18 protein-coding genes are annotated in these 18,108 nt (G+C 67.7%); 7 read left to right on the top strand and 11 right to left on the bottom strand.

The features are described from left to right. Positions 1 to 116: 116 nt before the first annotated feature. The 3 genes from QMK31_RS13020 to QMK31_RS13010 all read right to left on the bottom strand — a co-directional run bounded on the left by QMK31_RS13020 (position 117) and on the right by QMK31_RS13010 (position 2,938). Positions 117 to 1,391 carry an allantoate amidohydrolase gene (locus QMK31_RS13020; RefSeq protein WP_283501551.1) on the bottom strand — a complete coding sequence of 425 codons (1,275 nt, stop codon included), beginning with the start codon at positions 1,389 to 1,391 and terminating at the stop codon, positions 117 to 119. Then, entirely contained in the window at positions 1,391 to 1,804 is a 414-nt protein-coding gene (locus QMK31_RS17405) for a hypothetical protein (protein ID WP_502853157.1), read from the bottom strand. Before QMK31_RS17405 ends, QMK31_RS13020 begins: the two co-directional genes overlap by 1 nt. 369 nt (positions 1,805 to 2,173) lie before the next feature. Further along, positions 2,174 to 2,938 carry a gamma-glutamyl-gamma-aminobutyrate hydrolase family protein gene (locus QMK31_RS13010; RefSeq protein WP_283501378.1) on the bottom strand — a complete coding sequence of 255 codons (765 nt, stop codon included), beginning with the start codon at positions 2,936 to 2,938 and terminating at the stop codon, positions 2,174 to 2,176. A gap of 220 nt (positions 2,939 to 3,158) precedes the next feature. On the opposite strand from QMK31_RS13010, the gene QMK31_RS13005 reads away from it, so the two are divergent. The 3 genes from QMK31_RS13005 (at position 3,159) to QMK31_RS12995 (ending at position 5,664) form a co-directional block, all read left to right on the top strand. Continuing rightward, positions 3,159 to 3,890, top strand: a complete 732-nt coding sequence (locus QMK31_RS13005; RefSeq protein WP_283501377.1) for a PspA/IM30 family protein — start codon at positions 3,159 to 3,161, stop codon at positions 3,888 to 3,890. 117 nt (positions 3,891 to 4,007) lie between these two features. Further along, positions 4,008 to 4,841 (top strand): arginase family protein, encoded by an 834-nt coding sequence (locus QMK31_RS13000; RefSeq protein ID WP_283501376.1) that lies wholly within the window; start codon positions 4,008 to 4,010, stop codon positions 4,839 to 4,841. 34 nt (positions 4,842 to 4,875) lie between these two features. Further along, entirely contained in the window at positions 4,876 to 5,664 is a 789-nt protein-coding gene (locus tag QMK31_RS12995) for a crotonase/enoyl-CoA hydratase family protein (protein WP_283501375.1), read from the top strand. A 9-nt stretch (positions 5,665 to 5,673) separates the two neighbouring features. Here the strand turns inward: QMK31_RS12995 and QMK31_RS12990 are convergent, their stop codons facing one another. Further along, positions 5,674 to 6,663 carry a diacylglycerol/lipid kinase family protein gene (locus tag QMK31_RS12990; RefSeq protein ID WP_283501374.1) on the bottom strand — a complete coding sequence of 330 codons (990 nt, stop codon included), beginning with the start codon at positions 6,661 to 6,663 and terminating at the stop codon, positions 5,674 to 5,676. Between the two features lie 232 nt (positions 6,664 to 6,895). Here QMK31_RS12990 and QMK31_RS12985 point away from each other — a divergent pair, with 232 nt between their 5' ends. Next, the gene (locus QMK31_RS12985; protein WP_283501373.1) at positions 6,896 to 8,365 is read left to right on the top strand and encodes a dihydrolipoyl dehydrogenase family protein; all 1,470 of its coding nucleotides are present in this window, start codon (positions 6,896 to 6,898) and stop codon (positions 8,363 to 8,365) included. Between the two features lie 4 nt (positions 8,366 to 8,369). Then, the gene (locus tag QMK31_RS12980) at positions 8,370 to 8,729 is read left to right on the top strand and encodes a Fe-S oxidoreductase (RefSeq protein ID WP_283501372.1); all 360 of its coding nucleotides are present in this window, start codon (positions 8,370 to 8,372) and stop codon (positions 8,727 to 8,729) included. Positions 8,730 to 8,911: 182 nt separating this feature from the next. Here QMK31_RS12980 and QMK31_RS12975 read toward each other — a convergent pair whose 3' ends face one another. Together QMK31_RS12975 and QMK31_RS12970 are read right to left on the bottom strand one after the other, a co-directional pair. Next, positions 8,912 to 10,402, bottom strand: a complete 1,491-nt coding sequence (locus QMK31_RS12975) for a catalase (protein WP_283501371.1) — start codon at positions 10,400 to 10,402, stop codon at positions 8,912 to 8,914. Positions 10,403 to 10,449: 47 nt separating this feature from the next. After that, entirely contained in the window at positions 10,450 to 10,944 is a 495-nt protein-coding gene (locus QMK31_RS12970) for a Fur family transcriptional regulator (protein WP_502853152.1), read from the bottom strand. Between the two features lie 92 nt (positions 10,945 to 11,036). On the opposite strand from QMK31_RS12970, the gene QMK31_RS12965 reads away from it, so the two are divergent. After that, positions 11,037 to 13,094: an MMPL family transporter gene (locus QMK31_RS12965; RefSeq protein ID WP_283501370.1), complete on the top strand. Its 2,058-nt coding sequence runs from the start codon at positions 11,037 to 11,039 to the stop codon at positions 13,092 to 13,094. A 1-nt stretch (position 13,095) separates the two neighbouring features. Here the strand turns inward: QMK31_RS12965 and QMK31_RS12960 are convergent, their stop codons facing one another. Continuing rightward, the gene (locus QMK31_RS12960) at positions 13,096 to 14,526 is read right to left on the bottom strand and encodes an amidase (RefSeq protein ID WP_283501369.1); all 1,431 of its coding nucleotides are present in this window, start codon (positions 14,524 to 14,526) and stop codon (positions 13,096 to 13,098) included. Between the two features lie 77 nt (positions 14,527 to 14,603). Here QMK31_RS12960 and QMK31_RS12955 point away from each other — a divergent pair, with 77 nt between their 5' ends. Beyond that, positions 14,604 to 15,428 (top strand): SDR family NAD(P)-dependent oxidoreductase, encoded by an 825-nt coding sequence (locus QMK31_RS12955; protein ID WP_283501368.1) that lies wholly within the window; start codon positions 14,604 to 14,606, stop codon positions 15,426 to 15,428. Between the two features lie 30 nt (positions 15,429 to 15,458). Here QMK31_RS12955 and QMK31_RS12950 read toward each other — a convergent pair whose 3' ends face one another. From QMK31_RS12950 to QMK31_RS12935, 4 genes are read right to left on the bottom strand one after another with little or no spacing between them, the layout of a single operon-like run. Beyond that, positions 15,459 to 16,037, bottom strand: coding sequence for a GNAT family N-acetyltransferase (locus QMK31_RS12950; protein ID WP_283501367.1), 579 nt, complete (start codon positions 16,035 to 16,037; stop codon positions 15,459 to 15,461). Further along, a complete protein-coding gene (locus tag QMK31_RS12945; RefSeq protein ID WP_283501366.1) occupies positions 16,030 to 16,752 on the bottom strand; it encodes a uracil-DNA glycosylase in 723 nt (240 codons plus the stop codon). Before QMK31_RS12945 ends, QMK31_RS12950 begins: the two co-directional genes overlap by 8 nt. A gap of 7 nt (positions 16,753 to 16,759) precedes the next feature. Beyond that, positions 16,760 to 17,467, bottom strand: coding sequence for a Type 1 glutamine amidotransferase-like domain-containing protein (locus tag QMK31_RS12940; RefSeq protein WP_283501365.1), 708 nt, complete (start codon positions 17,465 to 17,467; stop codon positions 16,760 to 16,762). Further along, positions 17,464 to 18,042, bottom strand: a complete 579-nt coding sequence (locus tag QMK31_RS12935) for a phosphoribosyltransferase (RefSeq protein ID WP_283501364.1) — start codon at positions 18,040 to 18,042, stop codon at positions 17,464 to 17,466. The genes QMK31_RS12940 and QMK31_RS12935 overlap by 4 nt, the downstream gene beginning before the upstream one ends. Positions 18,043 to 18,108: the final 66 nt, after the last annotated feature.

Below are 18,108 nucleotides of genomic sequence, written 5' to 3'. Positions count from 1 at the left end.
CCAACTGACGACATCAGTCGACCCGAACGACTGATGCCAGCTGTCTGCTCGTTGAAAGCGGGTAAACGGATCCTTCAGCCCTACTGAAGTCACCGTTTGCCCGCTTTCGCGTGCGATCACGGGGTGTCGGGGGCGGGCACCAGCAGGTCGGCCAGTACTCGGGCGAGGGCGCGAGCACCGGCCTCGGCGTCGTCGTCCTCGACATATTCCTCGGGAGAGTGCGACACCCCGGTGGGATTGCGCACGAACAACATCGCGGTCGGCACGAACTGCGTGAGGATTCCCGCGTCGTGACCGGCGCCGGTGTCTTGCACCGGCGCATCCGGCAGCAGCAGGCTCAGGTGATCGCGCAGGGCCGAGTCGAAGCTGACCGTGCGGCTGACCGACTCTTCGGTGAGCTGCACCGTGCAGCCCTCGGCGGCCGCAATCAGGCGGGCCTCGGCCAGAATGGTGGCCACAATGGATGCCGTCACCGCATCGTCGGGGTGCCGCGCGTCGAGCCACAGGTCGACCCGGGAGGCGATCACGTTGGTGCCTCCCGGCACCGGTTCGAGCCGTCCGACGGTGGCCCTGGCCCCCGGGTGCGCGCGGGCGGTGTCGCGGATGGCCATGACGATTCCGGCCGCCGCGATCATCGGGTCGTGCCGGTCGGTCATGAGCGTCGTGCCAGCATGGTTGCCCTGGCCGGAGACACTCAGCCGCCAGCGACCGTGGCCGAGAATCGACGAGCCGATGCCGACCGGCTGGTGGCGGTCGATCAGTTCACGGCCCTGCTCGACGTGCAGTTCAATGAAGGTGCCGATCCGGGCGAGCGCCTCAGGGTCGGGTCCGAGAAGGGCCGGGTCGAAGCCACTTTTCGCGGCCACCTCGGCGAAGGTATCACCGTTCTGGTCGCGCAGGGCGCGGGCGAGGTCCACGTCCATCGCACCCGTCAGCACGCGGGTGCCGAGGCAGGCCACGCCAAATCGTGACCCTTCCTCCTCGGGAAACACCGCGATGGCGAGCGGGCGAGCGGGGCGAATTCCCTCGGCCTGCAGAAGATCCAGGGCGACGAGCGCGGAGGCGACCCCGAGCGGGCCGTCGAAGGCTCCGCCGCCGGGGACGGAGTCGAGATGGCTGCCGGTGACGACGGCGTCGGCGGTGTCGCCGGCTGCCGTGTGCCACCAGGCCCAGATGACCCCGTTACGGTCCGTCTCGACATCGAGCCCGCGTTTGGCGGCGTGGGCGAGAAACCAGGTGCGCAGGTCGAACTCGGCGGTGGAGAAGACCGCACGCCAATAGCCACCACGGTGCTGATCGGCGCCGACCTGGCTGATCTCGGCCAGCAGCCCCGCGACCGTGTCGGCGGGTACCGCAGTGCCCGCCGACGGGTGTGCGGGCACGGAAACCATCACGGACGCCGCCGGAACGGTGGCCACACCGATCCGACGCCGGTTGCCAGGTCGGCGGCGAGCTGGCCGATCATCGGCGCGAACGTGGTACCGCAGCCGGAGCGCGGCGAGAACAGGGTGAGATTGTCAACGCGGTCGATGATGAAGTCCTCCGTCGGCGTATTGGTGAACAGGCAGGTGGTCTCAGCGTACGGCGTGGGGTCCAGGCCCGGCAGGTAGCGGGCCCCAGAGTCGACGACTCGTTCTCGGCAGGCGCTGCCATGATGCCGTCCTGGTCCACTCCAGGGCGAGGCAGCCGGCGATTGCCCCCATCGCGCTGACCGCGCCGCAGGCCGAGGGGATGGCCATTGCAACGGATGCATAACAAACCAACCAGCCGGGAGAACCGCATCCCGCACCGGGGTAGACTCCATGTTCGGTTTTTATCAGCCTCTTCTCAGGCCATCCCCCGTACCGTTACATACGGAGTTCCCCCACTCCAACGATTGGCCCCGGCATATTTCTCACCTCCCCCCAGGCGAGAAGTGCCGGGGCTTTTTCGGTCTCGGTTCGGCTCGGCACAGGGAAGCCGCAGAACGGGTCGCGTCGGGAACGGGGCATCCGCTGCTGGTATTCCGGAGCGACCGGCCCACCCTATGACCCGGGGCCCAGTTTGTATCCTGGGCCCGTGGACGGGGCCCGGGCCCCGTCCAGGCGAGCGGAACGCGAGGGCGAGCGGAACGCGAGGGGCGAGCGGAACGCGAGGGCGAGCGGAACGCGAGGGGCGAGCGAGGCGCGGGCGGTCAGGCGGCGAGGGACTCGGTGAGCACGCGGGCGTCGTGCTGGGCGGCCAGGCCGGCCAGCAGCAGGGCGAGCTGATCGGCCGGGGACTCCGGCGCTTCGGGGTGCCACTGCACTCCGGTGATCGGCGCGCTCTCGTGTTCGAGGGCTTCGATCAGACCGTCGGGGGCGTGAGCTGCGGCAACGAGTCCGGCGCCGAGGCGGTCGACGATCTGGTGGTGCGCGCTTTGCACCGAGATATCGATCCGGCCGAGGCTCGACGCCAGAGTGCTGTCGGCGGCGAGCCTGACGTCGTGGGTGGAGAGGATCTGGTCGATCGGCACGTCGATGTTCTTGTGGATGCCGTCGTCTATGTGCTGCACGAGGGTGCCGCCAAGCGCGACGTTGATGATCTGCAGGCCGCGGCAGATACCCAGCAGCGGAGTTCCAAGAGCGAGGGCACGCTGCACGAGAAGGAGCTGGCCCTCGTCGGCGGTGGCGAAGTGCGCCGTCTCACCCTCGTACCCGGTGCTGCCGCCGTAGAAGCGGGGGGTGATATCTTCGCCGCCGACGATGACGAGGGCGTCGGCATCCGCTGTGCGGCGCAGCAGTTCGGACTGTGAGACGTCGGCGGCGGCGATGCGGGTGACGGCCCAGCCGGCCGTTTCGGCATCCGCCGCGACACGCGAATTGAGCACCTGAACCTTGGCGTGATAGGCGGGGCGGTCGGGACGCGCCGTGGTGACCTCGACGACGACGAGCATCCGGTTCGTGAATTCTTCGTTCATGCCGTAGCTCCCGTCGGTATCGAATTGCTGTGCTGAATCAATTGTGCGTGGCGCGGATGGAGCATGCGAGTGGCACTGTAACACTGGGCAACATGCTGATCATCGGTATTTCTTCGGGTTCCCAGACTCGCGCGGCTCGGTCACCCTAAACTTTGGACATACCCGCACTTTCCTGGCGAAATTCTTGGGCCAGGACCACTCCTACAGAAGGGACCTCCGAATGACCAAGCAGTCCATCTTCGGCCGTATTTCCCAGCTCGCGAAGGCGAACATCAACGCCATCCTCGACTCGGCGGAAGACCCGGCAAAAATGCTCGACCAGATGGTGCGCGACTTCTCGAGCAGCATCTCCGACGCCGAGAGCGCCATCGCCGAGACCATCGGCAACCTGCGCCTGCTCGAAGACGACCACCGCGAAGACCAGGAGGCCGCCGTGGAGTGGGGTGACAAGGCCCTCGCCGCGAGCCGCAAGGCCGACCAGCTGCGCCTGGTCGGCAATGCCGCTGACGCCGACAAGTTCGACAACCTCGCCAAGGTCGCGCTCGGTCGCCAGCTCACCTCCGAGAACGAGGCGAAGACCGCCGAACCGCAGATTCAGGCGCAGACCGCGGTCGTCAACCAGCTCAAGACCGGCCTGAATGCCATGAAAGAGAAGCTGGTGCAGCTCACCAATAAGCGCGCCGAACTGATCGCGCGCTCCAAGACAGCCAAGGCGCAGGCGCAGGTGATGGACGCCGTCAAGAGCATCGACATGATGGATCCCACGAGCGAGGTCAACCGTTTCGAAGACAAGATCCGTCGTGAAGAAGCGCGTGTGCGCGGCGCCCAGGAACTAGCCGCATCGAGCCTCGACGCCCAGTTCGAAAGCCTCGACGACCTCGGCGAGCTCACCGAGGTGGATGCTCGCCTCGCCGCCCTCAAGGCCGGCAACACCGCCGCCATCGAAGGCTAGTCGCCGAGTCGACACCCGACCCCTTCGTGGAGTGAGGGTTCCAGCATCCGCTTTGCAAGAAATTCGCTGCTGGCGAAGCGGATGCTGACCTGCCCGGTCGCTGCGCCATACTGAGGTATGGCTCCCACCTTCGTTGTAGTGCCGCAGTGGCAGGGTTCGATTTCTCCGCGCGCGATGCGCCTGGTCGACGGGGCGGCGGCCATTCAGGGCGACCTGCCCTTCTCTGCCACCCGCCTGGTCGACGTGCCCGTCGAGGCCGGTGATGCGCTCGATACCGGGGTGCACCGGTTCTCGGCGATTCAGGTGGTGCGCGAGCGCCACACCAAGGTACTGAACGACACCACCGACTGGGCACTCTCCATCGGCGGCGACTGTGGCATTGCGCTGGCCGCCGTAGAACACGCGGCGCGCACGCATCCGGGCGACCTGGCCGTGGTCTGGTTCGATGCCCACCCCGACCTACACACCCCAGAATCGTCGCCATCAGGCGGATTCTGCGGCATGGTGTTGCGTGCGATCAGCGGCGAAGGGCCAGCCGAACTCGACCTGGCCACAACGAGTACAGTGCCGCTGGAGAACGTCGTGCTCGCCGGGATTCGCGACGTCGACGACGCTGAAGAGGTGCTGCTGAACGACCGTGGTCTGGTGAGCGTATCGTGCTCAGAGCTGGCCAATCCGGCCGCCCTCGTCGCGGCGATCGCTGCCACCGGCGCGAAGCATGTTTTCGTGCACATCGACCTGGATGTGCTCGACCCGTCGGCGCTCGAGGGCCTCAGCGACCTGATTCCGTTCGGGCTGAGCGTGGCCGATCTCGGCGGCGCGATCACCGCGCTGCGCGCCGAGTTCACCGTGGCCGGCGCGACCATCACCGGGTTCGCGCCTGCTTCGCCCGAGGCGGCGACCGACGATCTGCCGAGCATTCTGCGCATTATCGGGGCGCTGACGCGCTAAGCCCGATCTTGCCACCCCGATCAATGGAGGCCCCATGACCGACCAGCCCCGCATCCTCACCGAACGTCGCGGCCACATTCTGCTGATCGGGCTCAATCGGCCCGAGAAGCGCAACGCGGCCGATTTCTCGCTGTTGCAACAGCTGGCGCTGGCCTACGGTGAGCTCGACCGCGACCCCGAACTGCGGGTGGGCCTGGTCTACGCGGTCGGGGAGCACTTCACCGCCGGACTCGACCTCGCCGACATCGGGCCCCGGCTCGGCCCGAACGGGCTGGAGATGGTGCCGGAGGGCGGCATCAACCCGTGGCAGGTGGATGGCGTGTCCCTCAGTAAACCGGTCGTCATCGCCGTGCAGGGCACCTGCCTCACCCTCGGCATCGAGCTCATGCTCGCGAGCGACATCGTGGTCGCCGCCGAGTCGACCCGGTTCGGGCAGATCGAGGTCTCCCGGGGTATTCTGCCCTTTGGCGGCGCCACGATCCGTTTTCCGCGCGCGGCCGGCTGGGGTAACGCCATGCGCTGGCTGCTCACCGGCGACCTGTTCGACACCGCCGAGGCGCACCGCCTCGGCCTCGTGCAGGAGGTCGTGCCCGACGGCGCCCAGTTCGACCGCGCGCTCGAACTCGCCGGGAGAATCGCAGCCCAGGCGCCCCTCGCCGTGCAGGCCACGCTCGCCAACGCGCGCTCGGCGCAGCGCGAGGGGGCGGCGTCCGCTGAAGCAGCGCTGCAGCCCGCGCTGGCCCGCCTGACGGCGACCGAAGACTCTCGCATCGGCCTGCAGTCCTTCCTAACCCGAACCCCCGCCGAATTCATGGGCCGCTGACACCTCCCTTTATTGGGACGGGGCCCGGGGAAGCTTGATGGTCAGGCCGCCCGGATCAACCCGCACGTCAAATCCCGCTGCTTCCCCAAATTCATCACCGTCGAGTTCGATCTGCTCCGGGCGTTCCAGCCGAACACTGAGTTCTTCAGCCCGAACGTACCGCAGCGCACTGACCTCCTTGGTCATCAGGGCGCGACCGGCGCGCGTTCGTCGAAGAACTCCGTTCTCCCAGATGATCTTGACGAAAATGTGCACCCAGCCCACGAATCCTTCCGGGCGCAGCAGTGCGATATCGAACTGACCGTCGTCGACGGCAGCGTCGGGCAGCAGCACAATGTTCGATGGCAGCGACCCGCAATTGGCGACGATGATGGTGTGCGCCCGGGTTGGTCGGGTCGGGCCACGATTGAGGCTGTACCGAAACCGCAACTCGTTCTTGTCACGCAGCGTCGTGGCAAGAGCCGAAACATAGGCCAGCCACCCCGCCTTCTTCTTCAGGTCGTCATCGGTGTTGGCGAGCATTTTCGCATCCAGTCCCAGCCCCGCCATGACCAAAAACACGTGACTCGACTCGGCCCCGCCGGCGCGAGTGATCTCGATCAGACCCAGGTCGATCTTGCGGTCAACACCGGTGAAAGCGGTGTGCACGCAGAGCGGCACATCGTCCAGGCTGAGCTCGAGGTTTCGTGCCAGGAGGTTTCCGGTTCCGGACGGGATCAGGGCCATCGGGGTGGCTCCGTCTTTCAGCCCCTCCGCGACGGCGCGAACGGTACCGTCTCCGCCGGCAACGATGACCACGGAGGCGGCGGACTCGAGCGCCTTCGCCGCGCACCCCTGCCCCGGATCCTCCGCGCTGGTGGAAAGCCACACGGTCAAATCCCAGCCGTTGGCCGCCTCCTCGTGGGCGACGACGGCTTTCATCGCATCCACATCGACCTTGATCGGATTGTAGATAACGACAGCATGACGGCGCTCAGACGTGGACGGTACATCATTCATGGTGACCTCCGGTAAATGTTCGGGCAATATCGGCCGGGCGAGCATGGAAATACAGTAGCTGAATTCGGATCACCTTCGGCCACGCGTGCAGCGCGTGCGGGGTGGTCAGCTATGTCTGAGCGACCAGCGGATGCCCCGTTCCCGTCGCGACCGGCCAGCGACCCTCTACACAGCAACGACCTCGGGTAGGCTGCTCCAAACGCGCCGCCACCATCCCAGTCAAGGAGATTCAATGTCGAGTCAGAATTACGAGGTCATCGTGATCGGCGGGGGCGCTGTCGGGGAGAACGTCGCCGACCGCACCATTCAGGGGGGACTTCGCACGGTCATCGTCGAGAGCGACCTTGTCGGCGGCGAATGTTCGTACTGGGCCTGCATGCCGTCGAAGGCCTTACTGCGCAGCGGCGCCGCCCTCGCCGCGGCCCGCCGGGTGCCGGGAGCCGCCGAGGCTGTCACGGGTCCCGTCGACGCGCGCGCCGCCCTCAAACAGCGCGACTCCATCGCCAGCCATTGGAAAGACGACGGCCAGGCCAAATGGCTCGACTCGGCCGGCATCGCCCTCGTGCGTGGCCACGCCCGCCTCACCGGCGTCAAAGAAGTCACCGTGACCGCGGCGGATGGTGCGGTGACCGTCCTTAAGGCCACCCACGCCGTCGTCCTCAGCACCGGATCGGCGGCGCTGCTGCCCGACGTCGACGGCCTCACAGCGGTGCACCCGTGGACCAGCCGCGATGCCACGAGCGCCCAGCAGATTCCGTCCCGCCTCGCGGTGATCGGCGGCGGCGTCGTCGCCGCTGAAATGGCCGCCGCCTACGCCTCGCTCGGCTCGGCGGTGACGGTTATCGCTCGCAGCCCCCTGCTCGGCGGGCAGGAACCCTTCGCCGGCGAACTCGTCACCACCGCGCTCGAAGAGAACGGGGTGACCGTGCTCGTCGGCCGCTCGACCACGAAAGCGCACCGCGAAGAAGACGGCACGGTCACTCTCACTCTCGATGACGGCAGCACCGTTGCAGCCGACCAGGTGCTGGTGGCCATCGGTCGCACCCCGCGCACCCACGACCTCGGCCTCGACACCGTCGGACTCGACGCCGGCGACTGGCTCGACGTGGACGACACCCTGCTCGTGCAGGGCGACTCCCCCGCTCTGACCGGCGACTGGCTCTACGCCACCGGCGACGTCAACCACCGGGCCCTCCTCACCCACCAGGGAAAATACCAGGCGCGGGCCGCCGGCGATGCGATCGTCACCCGGGCCGCCGGCGGCCCGGTCGATGATGCTCCATGGGGCGCCCACGTCGCGACCGCCGATCACGCCGCCGTTCCGCAGGTGACCTTCACCGACCCCGAGGTCGCCTCGGTGGGGCTCACCGCGGCATCCGCCGTGAAAGCGGGGTTTCGCATCCGCATTCTGGATTACAACCTCGCCAACCTGGGTGGTGCCGCGGTGCTCGCCGTCGGCTACGTCGGCAAGGCCCGGGCGATCGTCGACCTCGACCGGGAAGTGCTGATCGGCGTCACCTTCGTCGGGCAGGACGTCGCCGAACTGTTGCACTCGGCCACGGTGGCCATCGTCGGCGAGGTGCCGATCAACCGGCTCTGGCACGCGGTGCCGAGCTACCCGACGCTCAGCGAGGTGTGGCTGCGCCTGCTCGAGGCCTATGGGCGTCCCGGCTTCACCGACACCGCTGAAGAATCAGGCTGAACGGATGCGTCGCATCCTCTTCGATTCATTGGTCAGCCGGGCCGGCTACCTGTACGCGACCGCGTTCGGCCTGGTCTGGGGTTCAATCTGGAGCACCGGGCGAGTCGAAAAACGGGCCGGCCTGTTCGTCTTTCGCGGTATGCCGCCGTGGACCTTCGGGCGCGGCGGCTCCTGCGTGGGCGGCTGCTATCTGACCAACCAGAACGTCACGGCCAACGTGCTCGAGCACGAAGCCGTGCACAAACGCCAGTGGCAGCGCTTCGGCATGGTGTTCCCCCTGCTCTACGCTCTCGCCGGGCGCAACCCCCTAAAGAACCGCTACGAAATCGAAGCGGGTCTGAAAAACGGCGGTTACCTCCGCTAGTGCGCAACGCCCCGTGCAAAACTGCGGAGATTTTCGGGGAACAACCGCCTATCCAGACCGGAATCTAGCAATTGATCGAGATTCTCCGCAGTTCGGTACACGGCCACCGCTACACACAACTGCGGCTACACAGAACCGCCCGGCCTGAACACAGGCCGGGCGGTTGGATCAAGCGGAAGGTACTACTGCGCGGCGACGTACTCGGCGTCGACGGCAGCAGCCTCGGCGAAGACCGCCAGGTTTGCGCGCAGCTTGGCGCCGAGGTCGGCGTCAACGCTGGTCCAATACCAAATGGCCCGCTCGGTGACCTCGGGGCGGGTCACTCCGCTGATGGCACCGGTGATGGTGTCGAGAAAACGTGCCTTGGCGGCGTCGTCGTAGACCTCGCGGTAGAGGGCTCCGGCCTGGCCAAAGTCGCTGTCTTCGCTGCGCAGGGTCGCAGCGGCACGCAGCAGCGTTCCGTCACCCTCCCACGCGCCCTCGCCGGCGGCAGCCGCGTCGGCGACCGGGCCGCCGAGGGAGTTCGGCGCGTAGTTCGGCGCGCTCGGCTCGTTGTAGAAGTGACGCTGGGCGCCATCGATCGAGTAGCTGTTCACCGGGGCCTTCGGCGCGTTGACCGGCAGCTCTGCGAAGTTGGTACCGACGCGGTAACGCTGCGCGTCGGGGTAGGAGAAGATGCGTGCCATGAGCATCTTGTCGGGGCTGGCCGCGATGCCGGGCACAAGGTTGGCGGGCGAGAACGCCGCCTGCTCGATCTCGGCGAAGAAGTTGTCGGGATTGCGGTTGAGCGTGTGGGTACCGACCGGGATCAGCGGGAAGTCGGAGTGGGGCCAGACCTTGGTCACGTCGAAGGGGTTGAACCGGTAGGTGTTGCCCTGCTCGTACGGCATGACCTGCACGGAGACGTTCCACGACGGGAAGTTGCCGGCGGCGATGGCGTCGGACAGGTCGCGACGGTAGTGGTCAGCATCCGCTCCGGCGATGAGCTCGGCCTCGGTGCCTTCCATCTCAACGTTGCCCTGGTTGGAGGTGAAGTGGTACTTGACCCAGAAGCGCTCGCCCGCGGCGTTGATCCACTGGTAGGTGTGCGAGCCGTAGCCGGGCATTTCACGCCAGGAACGCGGCAGGCCGCGGTCACCCATGAGATAGGTGACCTGGTGGGCCGACTCCGGGGACAGGGTCCAGAAGTCCCACTGCATGGTCGCATCGCGCAGGCCCGTGCCCGGCAGACGCTTCTGCGAGTGGATGAAGTCCGGAAATTTAATGCCGTCGCGGATGAAGAACACCGGAGTGTTGTTGCCGACGATGTCGTAGTTGCCCTCGGTGGTGTAGAACTTCACCGAGAAACCGCGCACGTCGCGCCAGGTGTCTGGGCTGCCCTGCTCGCCGGCGACGCTGGAGAAGCGCTGCAGCGTCTCGGTCTTCGTTCCCGGCTGGAACACGGCCGCGCGGGTGTACTGGGAGACGTCGCCGGTAACGACGAACTCCCCGTGCGCTCCACCGCCCTTGGCGTGCACGATGCGCTCCGGAATGCGTTCGCGATTGAACTGGGCGAGCTTCTCGACCAGGTAACGGTCGTGCAGCGCGGTGACGCCGTTGTCGCCGACGGTGAGCGAGTGCTCGTCGCTGGCGACGGGCGTTCCCGTCTGGGTGGTCGTGGGCTTGGTAGTCATGGTGCTCCTTGAGTGTGGATCAGCAACGCGAGGTTGACGGAGGAAGTTTAAGGGTTGGTGGTGTTGAGGTGCTCTGCGGCCTGGCAACTGGAACACAGGCCCCAGTAGATAACCTCGGCGGCGCGTACGTCGAAACCGAGGGCATCCGCCGGGGTGAGGCAGGGGGCGTGGCCGACGGCGCAGTCCACGTCGTGCACCACGTCGCAGCGGGTGCACACGATGTGGTGGTGGTTGTCGCCGACCCGGCGTTCGAACAGTGCGGGAGAGCCGGCCGGTTCGATCTTGCGCACGAGCCCGGCGGTGCCGAACGAAGTGAGCACCCCGTAGACGGCCTGCAGCGAGGTACCGGGTAGCTCGGTGCGCACCGCGCCGAACAGCGCGTCGGCGTTGGAGTGCGGCCGCTCGGTGAGGGCGCGCAGCACGGCAAGCCGCGGCGCGGTCACCTTGAGACCGGCCGAGCGGATGCTGTCGGCCAACAACTCGGCGTCGACCGCGGTCAGGCGAAGGCCTGCCTGGTGGTTGCTTTCGCCGGTTACCGTCACGTTTCGACCCTAACAGTTGTTTTGATTTATTCAAAACAATGTTCGGGGCTTTAGCTAGCTAGGATAGCGAACATCAAGGTTCTGGAGGAACTGTGCTCGCGATCACCCGCTTCATCACCGGCAAACGCACCGCGTGGGCGGTACTGCTCGGCACCGTCATTGCCGTCGGCCTGCTGTTCACCCTGCTGCCGGCCAACGAATCCGAGGATTTTCCGTCGGCTGGCCTGCCGGAGAATAGCCAGGCCGCCCAGGTCACCGAGCTGCTCACCGAGTTTCCCTCGGCCGACCAGACCGCCGCGATCGTGGTCTGGAGTCGGGACGGCGCCGCACTGACCGCGGCAGATCGCAGCGCGATTACCACCGCCGCCGAAAACCTCGGCGCCGCGTCGATTGCCCCGCGGGCTGCGATACCGCAGTTCAGCAACGACGGCGAGGCCGCGTTGAGCGTGATGCCGTTGGAGGCCCTCGGGGCGACAGCCGATATCGAAAAGACGGCCACGGACATCCGTCGGGCGGCGTCGGCCGGGCTGCCGAGCGGGCTGACCGCCTATGTCACCGGACCGGTCGGATTTCAGGCCGATATCACCAACGCCTTCGCCGGCGCCGACTTTCGCCTGCTGCTGGTGACCGTCATCGTGGTTGCGGTGCTGCTCATCGTGACCTACCGCAGCCCCGTGCTCTGGATCGTGCCGCTCGTCGTGGTCGGGCTTGCCGACGGTCTCGCCGGCAAGGTGGCCGGCGCGCTGGCCGAACCACTCGGTTTCACCCTCGACGCCTCAATCTCGGGAATCCTCTCGGTGCTCGTGTTCGGCGCCGGCACCAACTATGCCCTGCTGCTCGTGGCCCGCTACCGGGAAGAGCTGCTGCACACCGAGAATCGTAATGTCGCCATGCGCACCGCCGTGACGAGCGCCGGCCCGGCCATCGCGGCCAGCGGCGGCACCGTCGCCCTGAGCCTCGCTACCCTGGTCTTCGCCGAACTCGCCGGCAACCGTGCGCTCGGCATCGCCTGCGCGATCGGCGTGATCATCGCCATTCTGTTCGCCCTGCTCGTGCTGCCCGCCGCCCTCGTGGTGTGTGGGCGCGGCCTGTTCTGGCCGTTCATTCCCCGGGTGGTGGCCGAGGCCGCGTCGGTGCGCACCGGATTCTGGACCCGGCTCGGTCGCGGCGTGTCGCGGCGCCCGGTGATCATCACGATCGTGTCCGTTCTGGCGATCGGCAGTCTCGCGTTCGGGTTGAACGGCGCAGCGGTCGGGCTGTCCCAGGCCGACCAGTTGCTCGGCAACCCGGAGTCGGTCGTGGCGCAGGAAATCGTGGACGCGTCGTTCTCGGCGGGGCTGACCAGCCAGACGGTCGTCCTCGCGCCGGATGGCGCATCCGCTGACGCCGTGGCCGTGGCCCTCGCGACCCCCGGGGTGACCGCTGCTGTGGCCGGTGAGAACGCCCGCGGGCTCACCCGCATCGACGTCACCCTCGACAGCGAACCGGGCAGCGACAAGACCTTTGCGACGATCGCCCTACTGCGCACCGACTTGGCGGATGCCCCGGCTGCGGTTTCGCAGTCGCTGGTCGGCGGCAGCGATGCCACTGCCCTCGACACGAAGACGAGCGCTGAACGCGACCAGGACCTCATTCTGCCGCTGATTCTGGGCATCGTGTTCCTGATTCTGGCGTTGCTGCTGCGCTCGCTCGTGGCACCGATACTGCTCATCGTCACCGTGCTCGGCACCTTCTTCGCGAGCCTCGGCGCGTCGAACCTGATCTTTCAGAATCTGCTCGGCTTCAAGGCGTTCGACACCAACGTCGTGCTGTTCTCCTTTCTGTTCCTGGTGGCGCTCGGTGTGGACTACAACATCTTTTTGACCACCAGGGCGCGCGAGGAGGCCAAGCGTTACGGCACCAGGGAAGGCATGGTGCGGGCGCTGTCGTCGACCGGCGCGGTGATCACGAGCGCCGGAATCCTGATCGCGGCCGTTTTCGCCGTGCTCGGGGTACTGCCCGTCGTTGCCCTCACCCAGATCGGTGTGATCGTCTGCATCGGCGTACTGCTGGACACCCTCGTCGTACGCACCGTGCTCGTGCCGGCCCTGGTCTTTCTGGTCGACGACCGATTCTGGTGGCCGTCCCGGCCGGTCGCGACACGTCGGTAACCTAGGCCGGTTCGGGCGGCACCCGGTCCTGCCAACGGATGCGCCGCTCGAGCTGCGCTCCGAGCGCGAGCAGGGTGGCTTCGCCGCCCGGCCGGCCGATCAGCTGCACCCCCATCGGCAGGCCGTTCTCGGTCTGGTGCACCGGAAGCACGATGGCCGGCAGCCCGCTCACGTTGACCATCGAGGTGAACGGCGTGTACTGCACCTGCTGAGCGAAGTTGGCCTCGGCGTCGTGCGGGTCGTACCAGCCGACCGGGCGCGGGGTGAGGGCCATAGCCGGGGTCAGCACGGCATCGAATTTCGACAGCTGGTGAATGAACGACCGCTCGAACGCGGTCAGCGCGGTGAGAGCCTCGGCAAGATCCCGGGCGCTGAGGGCGCGGCCGCGGGCGAGTAGCCACTGGGTCAGCGGTTCGAGCAGGGCGATTTGTGCGTCGGTATCGGCGGGGATGGTCGCCGCCCCGGCCTGCCAGATCGTCCGGAACGCGGGCACGTAGCTTGGGTCGGGCTTTAAAGCCGTCTCCTCGAGCCCATGGTTCAGCGCGGCGAACCCGGCCACGGCCAGGTCGAGGGCGGCGCGGGCTTCGGGGTCGATCGCGATGTCGTAGTCGTCGTCCCAAGCCGAGGTGGTCATCACACCGAGCTGAAAGCGGCCCTCGCCACGCACCGCCGCCGCGAGCAGCGGCGTCTCATCGCCGGGGGCGCGCAGGGCGTAGTGGTGGTCGGGGTGACCGTCTCGCGGCGCGATCATGGCGTCGAGCAGCAGCGCGGCATCCGCTACCGTGCGGGCGAGTGGGCCGCCGACCGGCAGCCCGCCGAGCTTGTCGATGCCGGAGGCGGACGGCACCCGCCCGCGGCTGGGCTTGAGCCCGACCAGCCCGCAGGCGGCGGCGGGAATGCGAATCGACCCGCCGCCGTCGGAGCCCGGCGCGAACGGAAGCAGGCGGGCGGCGACCGCGACGGCCGCGCCGCCGCTGGAGCCGCCGGCACCGAGCGCAAGGTTCCACGGGGTGCGCGCTGGCGGGGCGGCGAGGCTTTCGGTGTACGAGGCGAGCCCGAATTCGGGGGTGTTGGTCTTGCCGAGGCTGACTCCACCGGCGTCGTCGAGCGCCTGCACCAGGTCGTCCGACTCGTCGGGCACATAGTCGGCGAACAGGCGTGAACCGAACCCGGCGTGCACCCCGGCGCGCAGGTGCAGGTCTTTGTCGGCGAACGGGAGGCCCCAGAGCGGTGCGGTGCGCGGCATCCGCTCTTCCACGTAGCGGGCCCGAGCGCGGGCGGCGTCAGCGGTCACGGTGACGAACGCGCCAAGCGCCGGGTTGAACTTTTCGATGCGGGCGAGGTAATGCTCCGCGAGCTCGCTCGGGCTGAGGTCGCGGTTCTGCAGGGCCTGCCATTGTTCCAGGGCGGTCAGTTCGTGTGGATCAGCCATGTCCCGAGCCTAGTTCGCCCCGGCGCGGCGACCAGCCACCTCTGGTCATGCACGCCCAGGGCGGCTAGCCTCAAGCCATGGCTAGCGCTTTGTACAATCCCATCGGCACCACCGCGCTCATCACAGGAGCGTCGAGCGGCCTCGGCGTCGGGTACGCCCACGAACTCGCCCAGCGCGGCGCTGACCTCGTGCTCGTCGCCCGCCGGCAGGCCCGCCTCGAAGCCCTCGCGGTGGACCTCGCCGAGAAATACGGCACGGTGTCGACCGTCATCCCCCTCGACCTCAGCACAGCGGATGCCGTTTCCGAGCTGGTGCGCGACCTGCGTGAGCGCGCGATCACCATCGGCACTCTGGTGAACAACGCGGGCTTTGCGACCTTCGGCACCGTGCTCGACTCCGACGAGGAACGGGAACGGGAGCAGGTGGCCCTCAACGTGCACGCGCTGACCGCGCTGACCCACGCTTTTCTGCCCGAGCTGGTCGAGACCGCGTCGCTGCACCCGCACACCGCGGCGCTCGTGAATCTCGCCAGCACGGCGGCGTTCCAGCCGGTACCGCGCATGGCGGTCTACGGCGCGACCAAGGCCTACGTGCTCAGCTACACCGAAGCGGTCAGCTACGAAACGCGGGCGAGCGGGCTCAAGGTGACGGCGATCTGCCCGGGGCCGGCCGACACCGAATTCTTCGAGGTTGCCCAGACCAGCGGCGGCAAGAAGGGCACACCACTCACGGTCGACGAGGTCATGCGGGCGTCTTTTGCCGCGCTCGACCGGTCGGTGACGCCATCCGTTGTGTTGGTCGGTGCCCGCAACGCGCTGCTGGCCAGGGTCGCGAGCATCTACCCCCGTCGAGCCGTGCTCAACGCCGTCGGCCGGCTGAACACCCCGCGCGACGCCCGCTGACCCGCCGCAACATCAGCGGGGCCGGTCGGGCTACTTCAGGCTTTTCTGTAGCAAAATGGTGCCGAGCCAGCGCTCGAATTTGAAGCCCACCTTGCCCATGCGTCCGATTTCCTCGAAGCCGAAGTCGCGGTGCAGCTTGATCGAGGCATCCGCTCCCTGGTCGGCGATGACCGCGATGATCTCCTTCAGGCCGGCCGCTTTGCACCGGTTGATCAGCTCACTGAGCAGTTCACGCCCGAGTCCCTTGCCGGTCGACGCGGCGCCGAGGTAGATCGAGTTCTCCACCGTGAACCGGTAGGCCCGCTTCTGCTTCCACGGGCTGACCAGGGCATACCCGAGGATCTGTCCGGCCGGCGAGACGGCGGCGATGAACGGCATCCCCTGCTTGTTCAGGTAGTAGAACTTGTCACGCCACTCGGCGAGCGTCATGGCATCTTCGTCGAAGGTGACGGTGCTGTTGGCGACGTAGTAGTTGTAAATCTCGCGAATGTGCGGCAGGTCGGTCGCCCGAACCTCACGCATCTCGTATTCGAACGGCGCTTCGGCCGCAATCTCCGGCCGCAGGTGGCGGGGCAGCCGACGACGAGGCGCGTATTCTTCCTCAAGCACCGGGCACTCCCCTTTCTGGTTGACTCAAGATTACCGGAAGCTCCCACCGCACCGGCGCAGCCCCCTGCAGGGTCAGCAGTCGGTTGGCCGCGCGAAACGGCGCGGAGCCGAAGAATCCGCGCCGGGCCGACAACGGGCTCGGGTGCGCCGACTCCAGCACGGGCGTGTCGGCGAGCAGGGGCTTCAGTGCGCCGGCGTCCTTACCCCACAGAATCGCCACGAGCGGATGCTGCCGTCCGACCAGCGCACGAATGGCCTGGTCGGTCACTGCCTCCCAGCCGTGCCGGCGATGCGATCCGGCCACCCCGGCGCGCACACTGAGAACCCGGTTGAGCAGCAGCACGCCCTGCTCGGACCAGGCCGAGAGGTCGCCGTGTTCGGGTCGGGGCAGGCCGAGGTCGGCCTCAAGCTCGGTGTAGATGTTACCGAGGCTGCGCGGCAGCGGCCGCACGTCGGCGTTGACGGCGAAGGCCAAGCCGATCGGATGCCCCGCGGTGGGGTAGGGATCCTGCCCGACGATGAGTACCCGCACCGCGTCGAACGGCTGGCGAAAGGCCCGCAGCAGGTGTTCCGGCGCGGGCAACACCTCGTGCCCCGCTGCCCGTTCGGTCGCCAGGAACACGCCGACCCTGGCCAGGTCATCGGCCACGGGGGCGAGCGCCTGCGCCCAGCCCGCGTCGATCTCGCCCCTGGCCACGAGGGCATCGAGGTCCACGAGCGGCTCAGGCTCCGATGGTGCTCACGAGCACGCCGCCGTCGGCCTGGCTGACCCGCCAGACACTGCCGGCTCCGAGCACGCGGAGTGCACCCTCACCGACGACGAGCACGGTATTCTCGTCGATCGCCAGGCCGCCGTCCACGAGGCCGGCCTCGGTCGCGGATATCAGTCGGGACAGGCTGCCAGACTGGGCAGCGTGCACGTCGACCGTGACGTCGAGCAGGCCGATGCCCTGGGCCAGGGTGATCTCGTCGAGCCCCTCAGAGACGTCTTCGGGAGTGACCTCGACGCCGCCGATGCGCCAGCCTCCGATCAGGGCGCGTTCGGCCGCAATCATGGCGCCGGCCGAGAAGCCGAAGTACGGCACGCCCGCCGAGACCTGGCGGCGAATCTCGCCCGCAATCGGCAGCACGGCCGCGAGGTAATCGGGCGTCACGCCGCCACCGACAATGATTCCGTCGACCGCGGAAACGGCGGTGAGGGCGGCCGTGTCGCCGGGGGCGAGCACGGTGCGACGGGTCTGCACGCTGACGCCGAGTGACTCGGCCAATTCCTCGGCGTGGGCGCTGCCGGGACCGACGGTGATGATCGCCACGATAGGTTCGTCGCGGCCGGCACGAGAAGCCTGGGCGGTCACCTCCGACCGGAACGTTGTGAACACCTCGGCATCATGCGCCGGGTCTCCCCCACCGCCGACCAGGTGCACGCTCACGCGACGACCTCGGCCGTCACGTCGAGATCCGAAATGTCGGCGAGCGCTTCGGGCGCAATATCGTCGGGTGCACCCGGCACCGGCGGCAGCGCCGACCACGGAAACACGATCCACTTATCGGTTTCGCGCCAGGTGAAGTCGGGCACGTGCACGGTGCGCGGCTTGGTATAGAGCGTCGCGGTGCGCACCTCCATCGCGGTCTCGCCGAGTAGGCGCATCACGAGCGAGAGGGTATGGCCGGAGTCGGAGACGTCGTCGACCAGCAGAACCCGTTTACCGGCGAGAGCCGGAGCGTCGAGCATCGGGGCCGACAGCACGGGCTCCGGCAGGCGTTCGTCGATGCCGGTGTAGAACTCCACGTTGATGCTGCCGCAGTTCTTGGTGCCGAGCGCGTACGACATGGCGCCGGCCAGCAGCAGGCCGCCACGGGCGATGGCGATCACGACATCCGGGTGATAATCGCTAGCCCGCACGCGCACCGCCAGCTCGCGCGACGCCGCGGCGAAGTCGGTCCACTGCAAAACTTCGCGGTCGATCACGGATGGTGTGGGCACAGCCTCGGCATCAGGTGTCATCCATCAATGCTAGCGACCATCCACAGCCCACAAAACGGATGCCGCGCGGCCAGCTGGCAGCGCGGC

The organism is Cryobacterium sp. PH31-O1 (genome assembly GCF_030063455.1).
In the GTDB taxonomy this organism is placed as follows: Bacteria; Actinomycetota; Actinomycetes; order Actinomycetales; family Microbacteriaceae; genus Cryobacterium.
The sequence above is the reverse complement of the archived record's forward strand: the minus strand, read 5'-3'. Positions and strand labels throughout refer to the sequence as shown.

Coding starts and splice junctions, on each gene's coding strand:
- QMK31_RS13020 (WP_283501551.1), bottom strand. CDS start 1,391: ATGGTTTCCGTGCCCGCACACCCGTCGGCGGGCACTGCGGTACCCGCC.
- QMK31_RS17405 (WP_502853157.1), bottom strand. CDS start 1,804: ATGGAGTCTACCCCGGTGCGGGATGCGGTTCTCCCGGCTGGTTGGTTT.
- QMK31_RS13010 (WP_283501378.1), bottom strand. CDS start 2,938: ATGAACGAAGAATTCACGAACCGGATGCTCGTCGTCGTCGAGGTCACC.
- QMK31_RS13005 (WP_283501377.1), top strand. CDS start 3,159: ATGACCAAGCAGTCCATCTTCGGCCGTATTTCCCAGCTCGCGAAGGCG.
- QMK31_RS13000 (WP_283501376.1), top strand. CDS start 4,008: ATGGCTCCCACCTTCGTTGTAGTGCCGCAGTGGCAGGGTTCGATTTCT.
- QMK31_RS12995 (WP_283501375.1), top strand. CDS start 4,876: ATGACCGACCAGCCCCGCATCCTCACCGAACGTCGCGGCCACATTCTG.
- QMK31_RS12990 (WP_283501374.1), bottom strand. CDS start 6,663: ATGAATGATGTACCGTCCACGTCTGAGCGCCGTCATGCTGTCGTTATC.
- QMK31_RS12985 (WP_283501373.1), top strand. CDS start 6,896: ATGTCGAGTCAGAATTACGAGGTCATCGTGATCGGCGGGGGCGCTGTC.
- QMK31_RS12980 (WP_283501372.1), top strand. CDS start 8,370: ATGCGTCGCATCCTCTTCGATTCATTGGTCAGCCGGGCCGGCTACCTG.
- QMK31_RS12975 (WP_283501371.1), bottom strand. CDS start 10,402: ATGACTACCAAGCCCACGACCACCCAGACGGGAACGCCCGTCGCCAGC.
- QMK31_RS12960 (WP_283501369.1), bottom strand. CDS start 14,526: ATGGCTGATCCACACGAACTGACCGCCCTGGAACAATGGCAGGCCCTG.
- QMK31_RS12955 (WP_283501368.1), top strand. CDS start 14,604: ATGGCTAGCGCTTTGTACAATCCCATCGGCACCACCGCGCTCATCACA.
- QMK31_RS12935 (WP_283501364.1), bottom strand. CDS start 18,042: ATGACACCTGATGCCGAGGCTGTGCCCACACCATCCGTGATCGACCGC.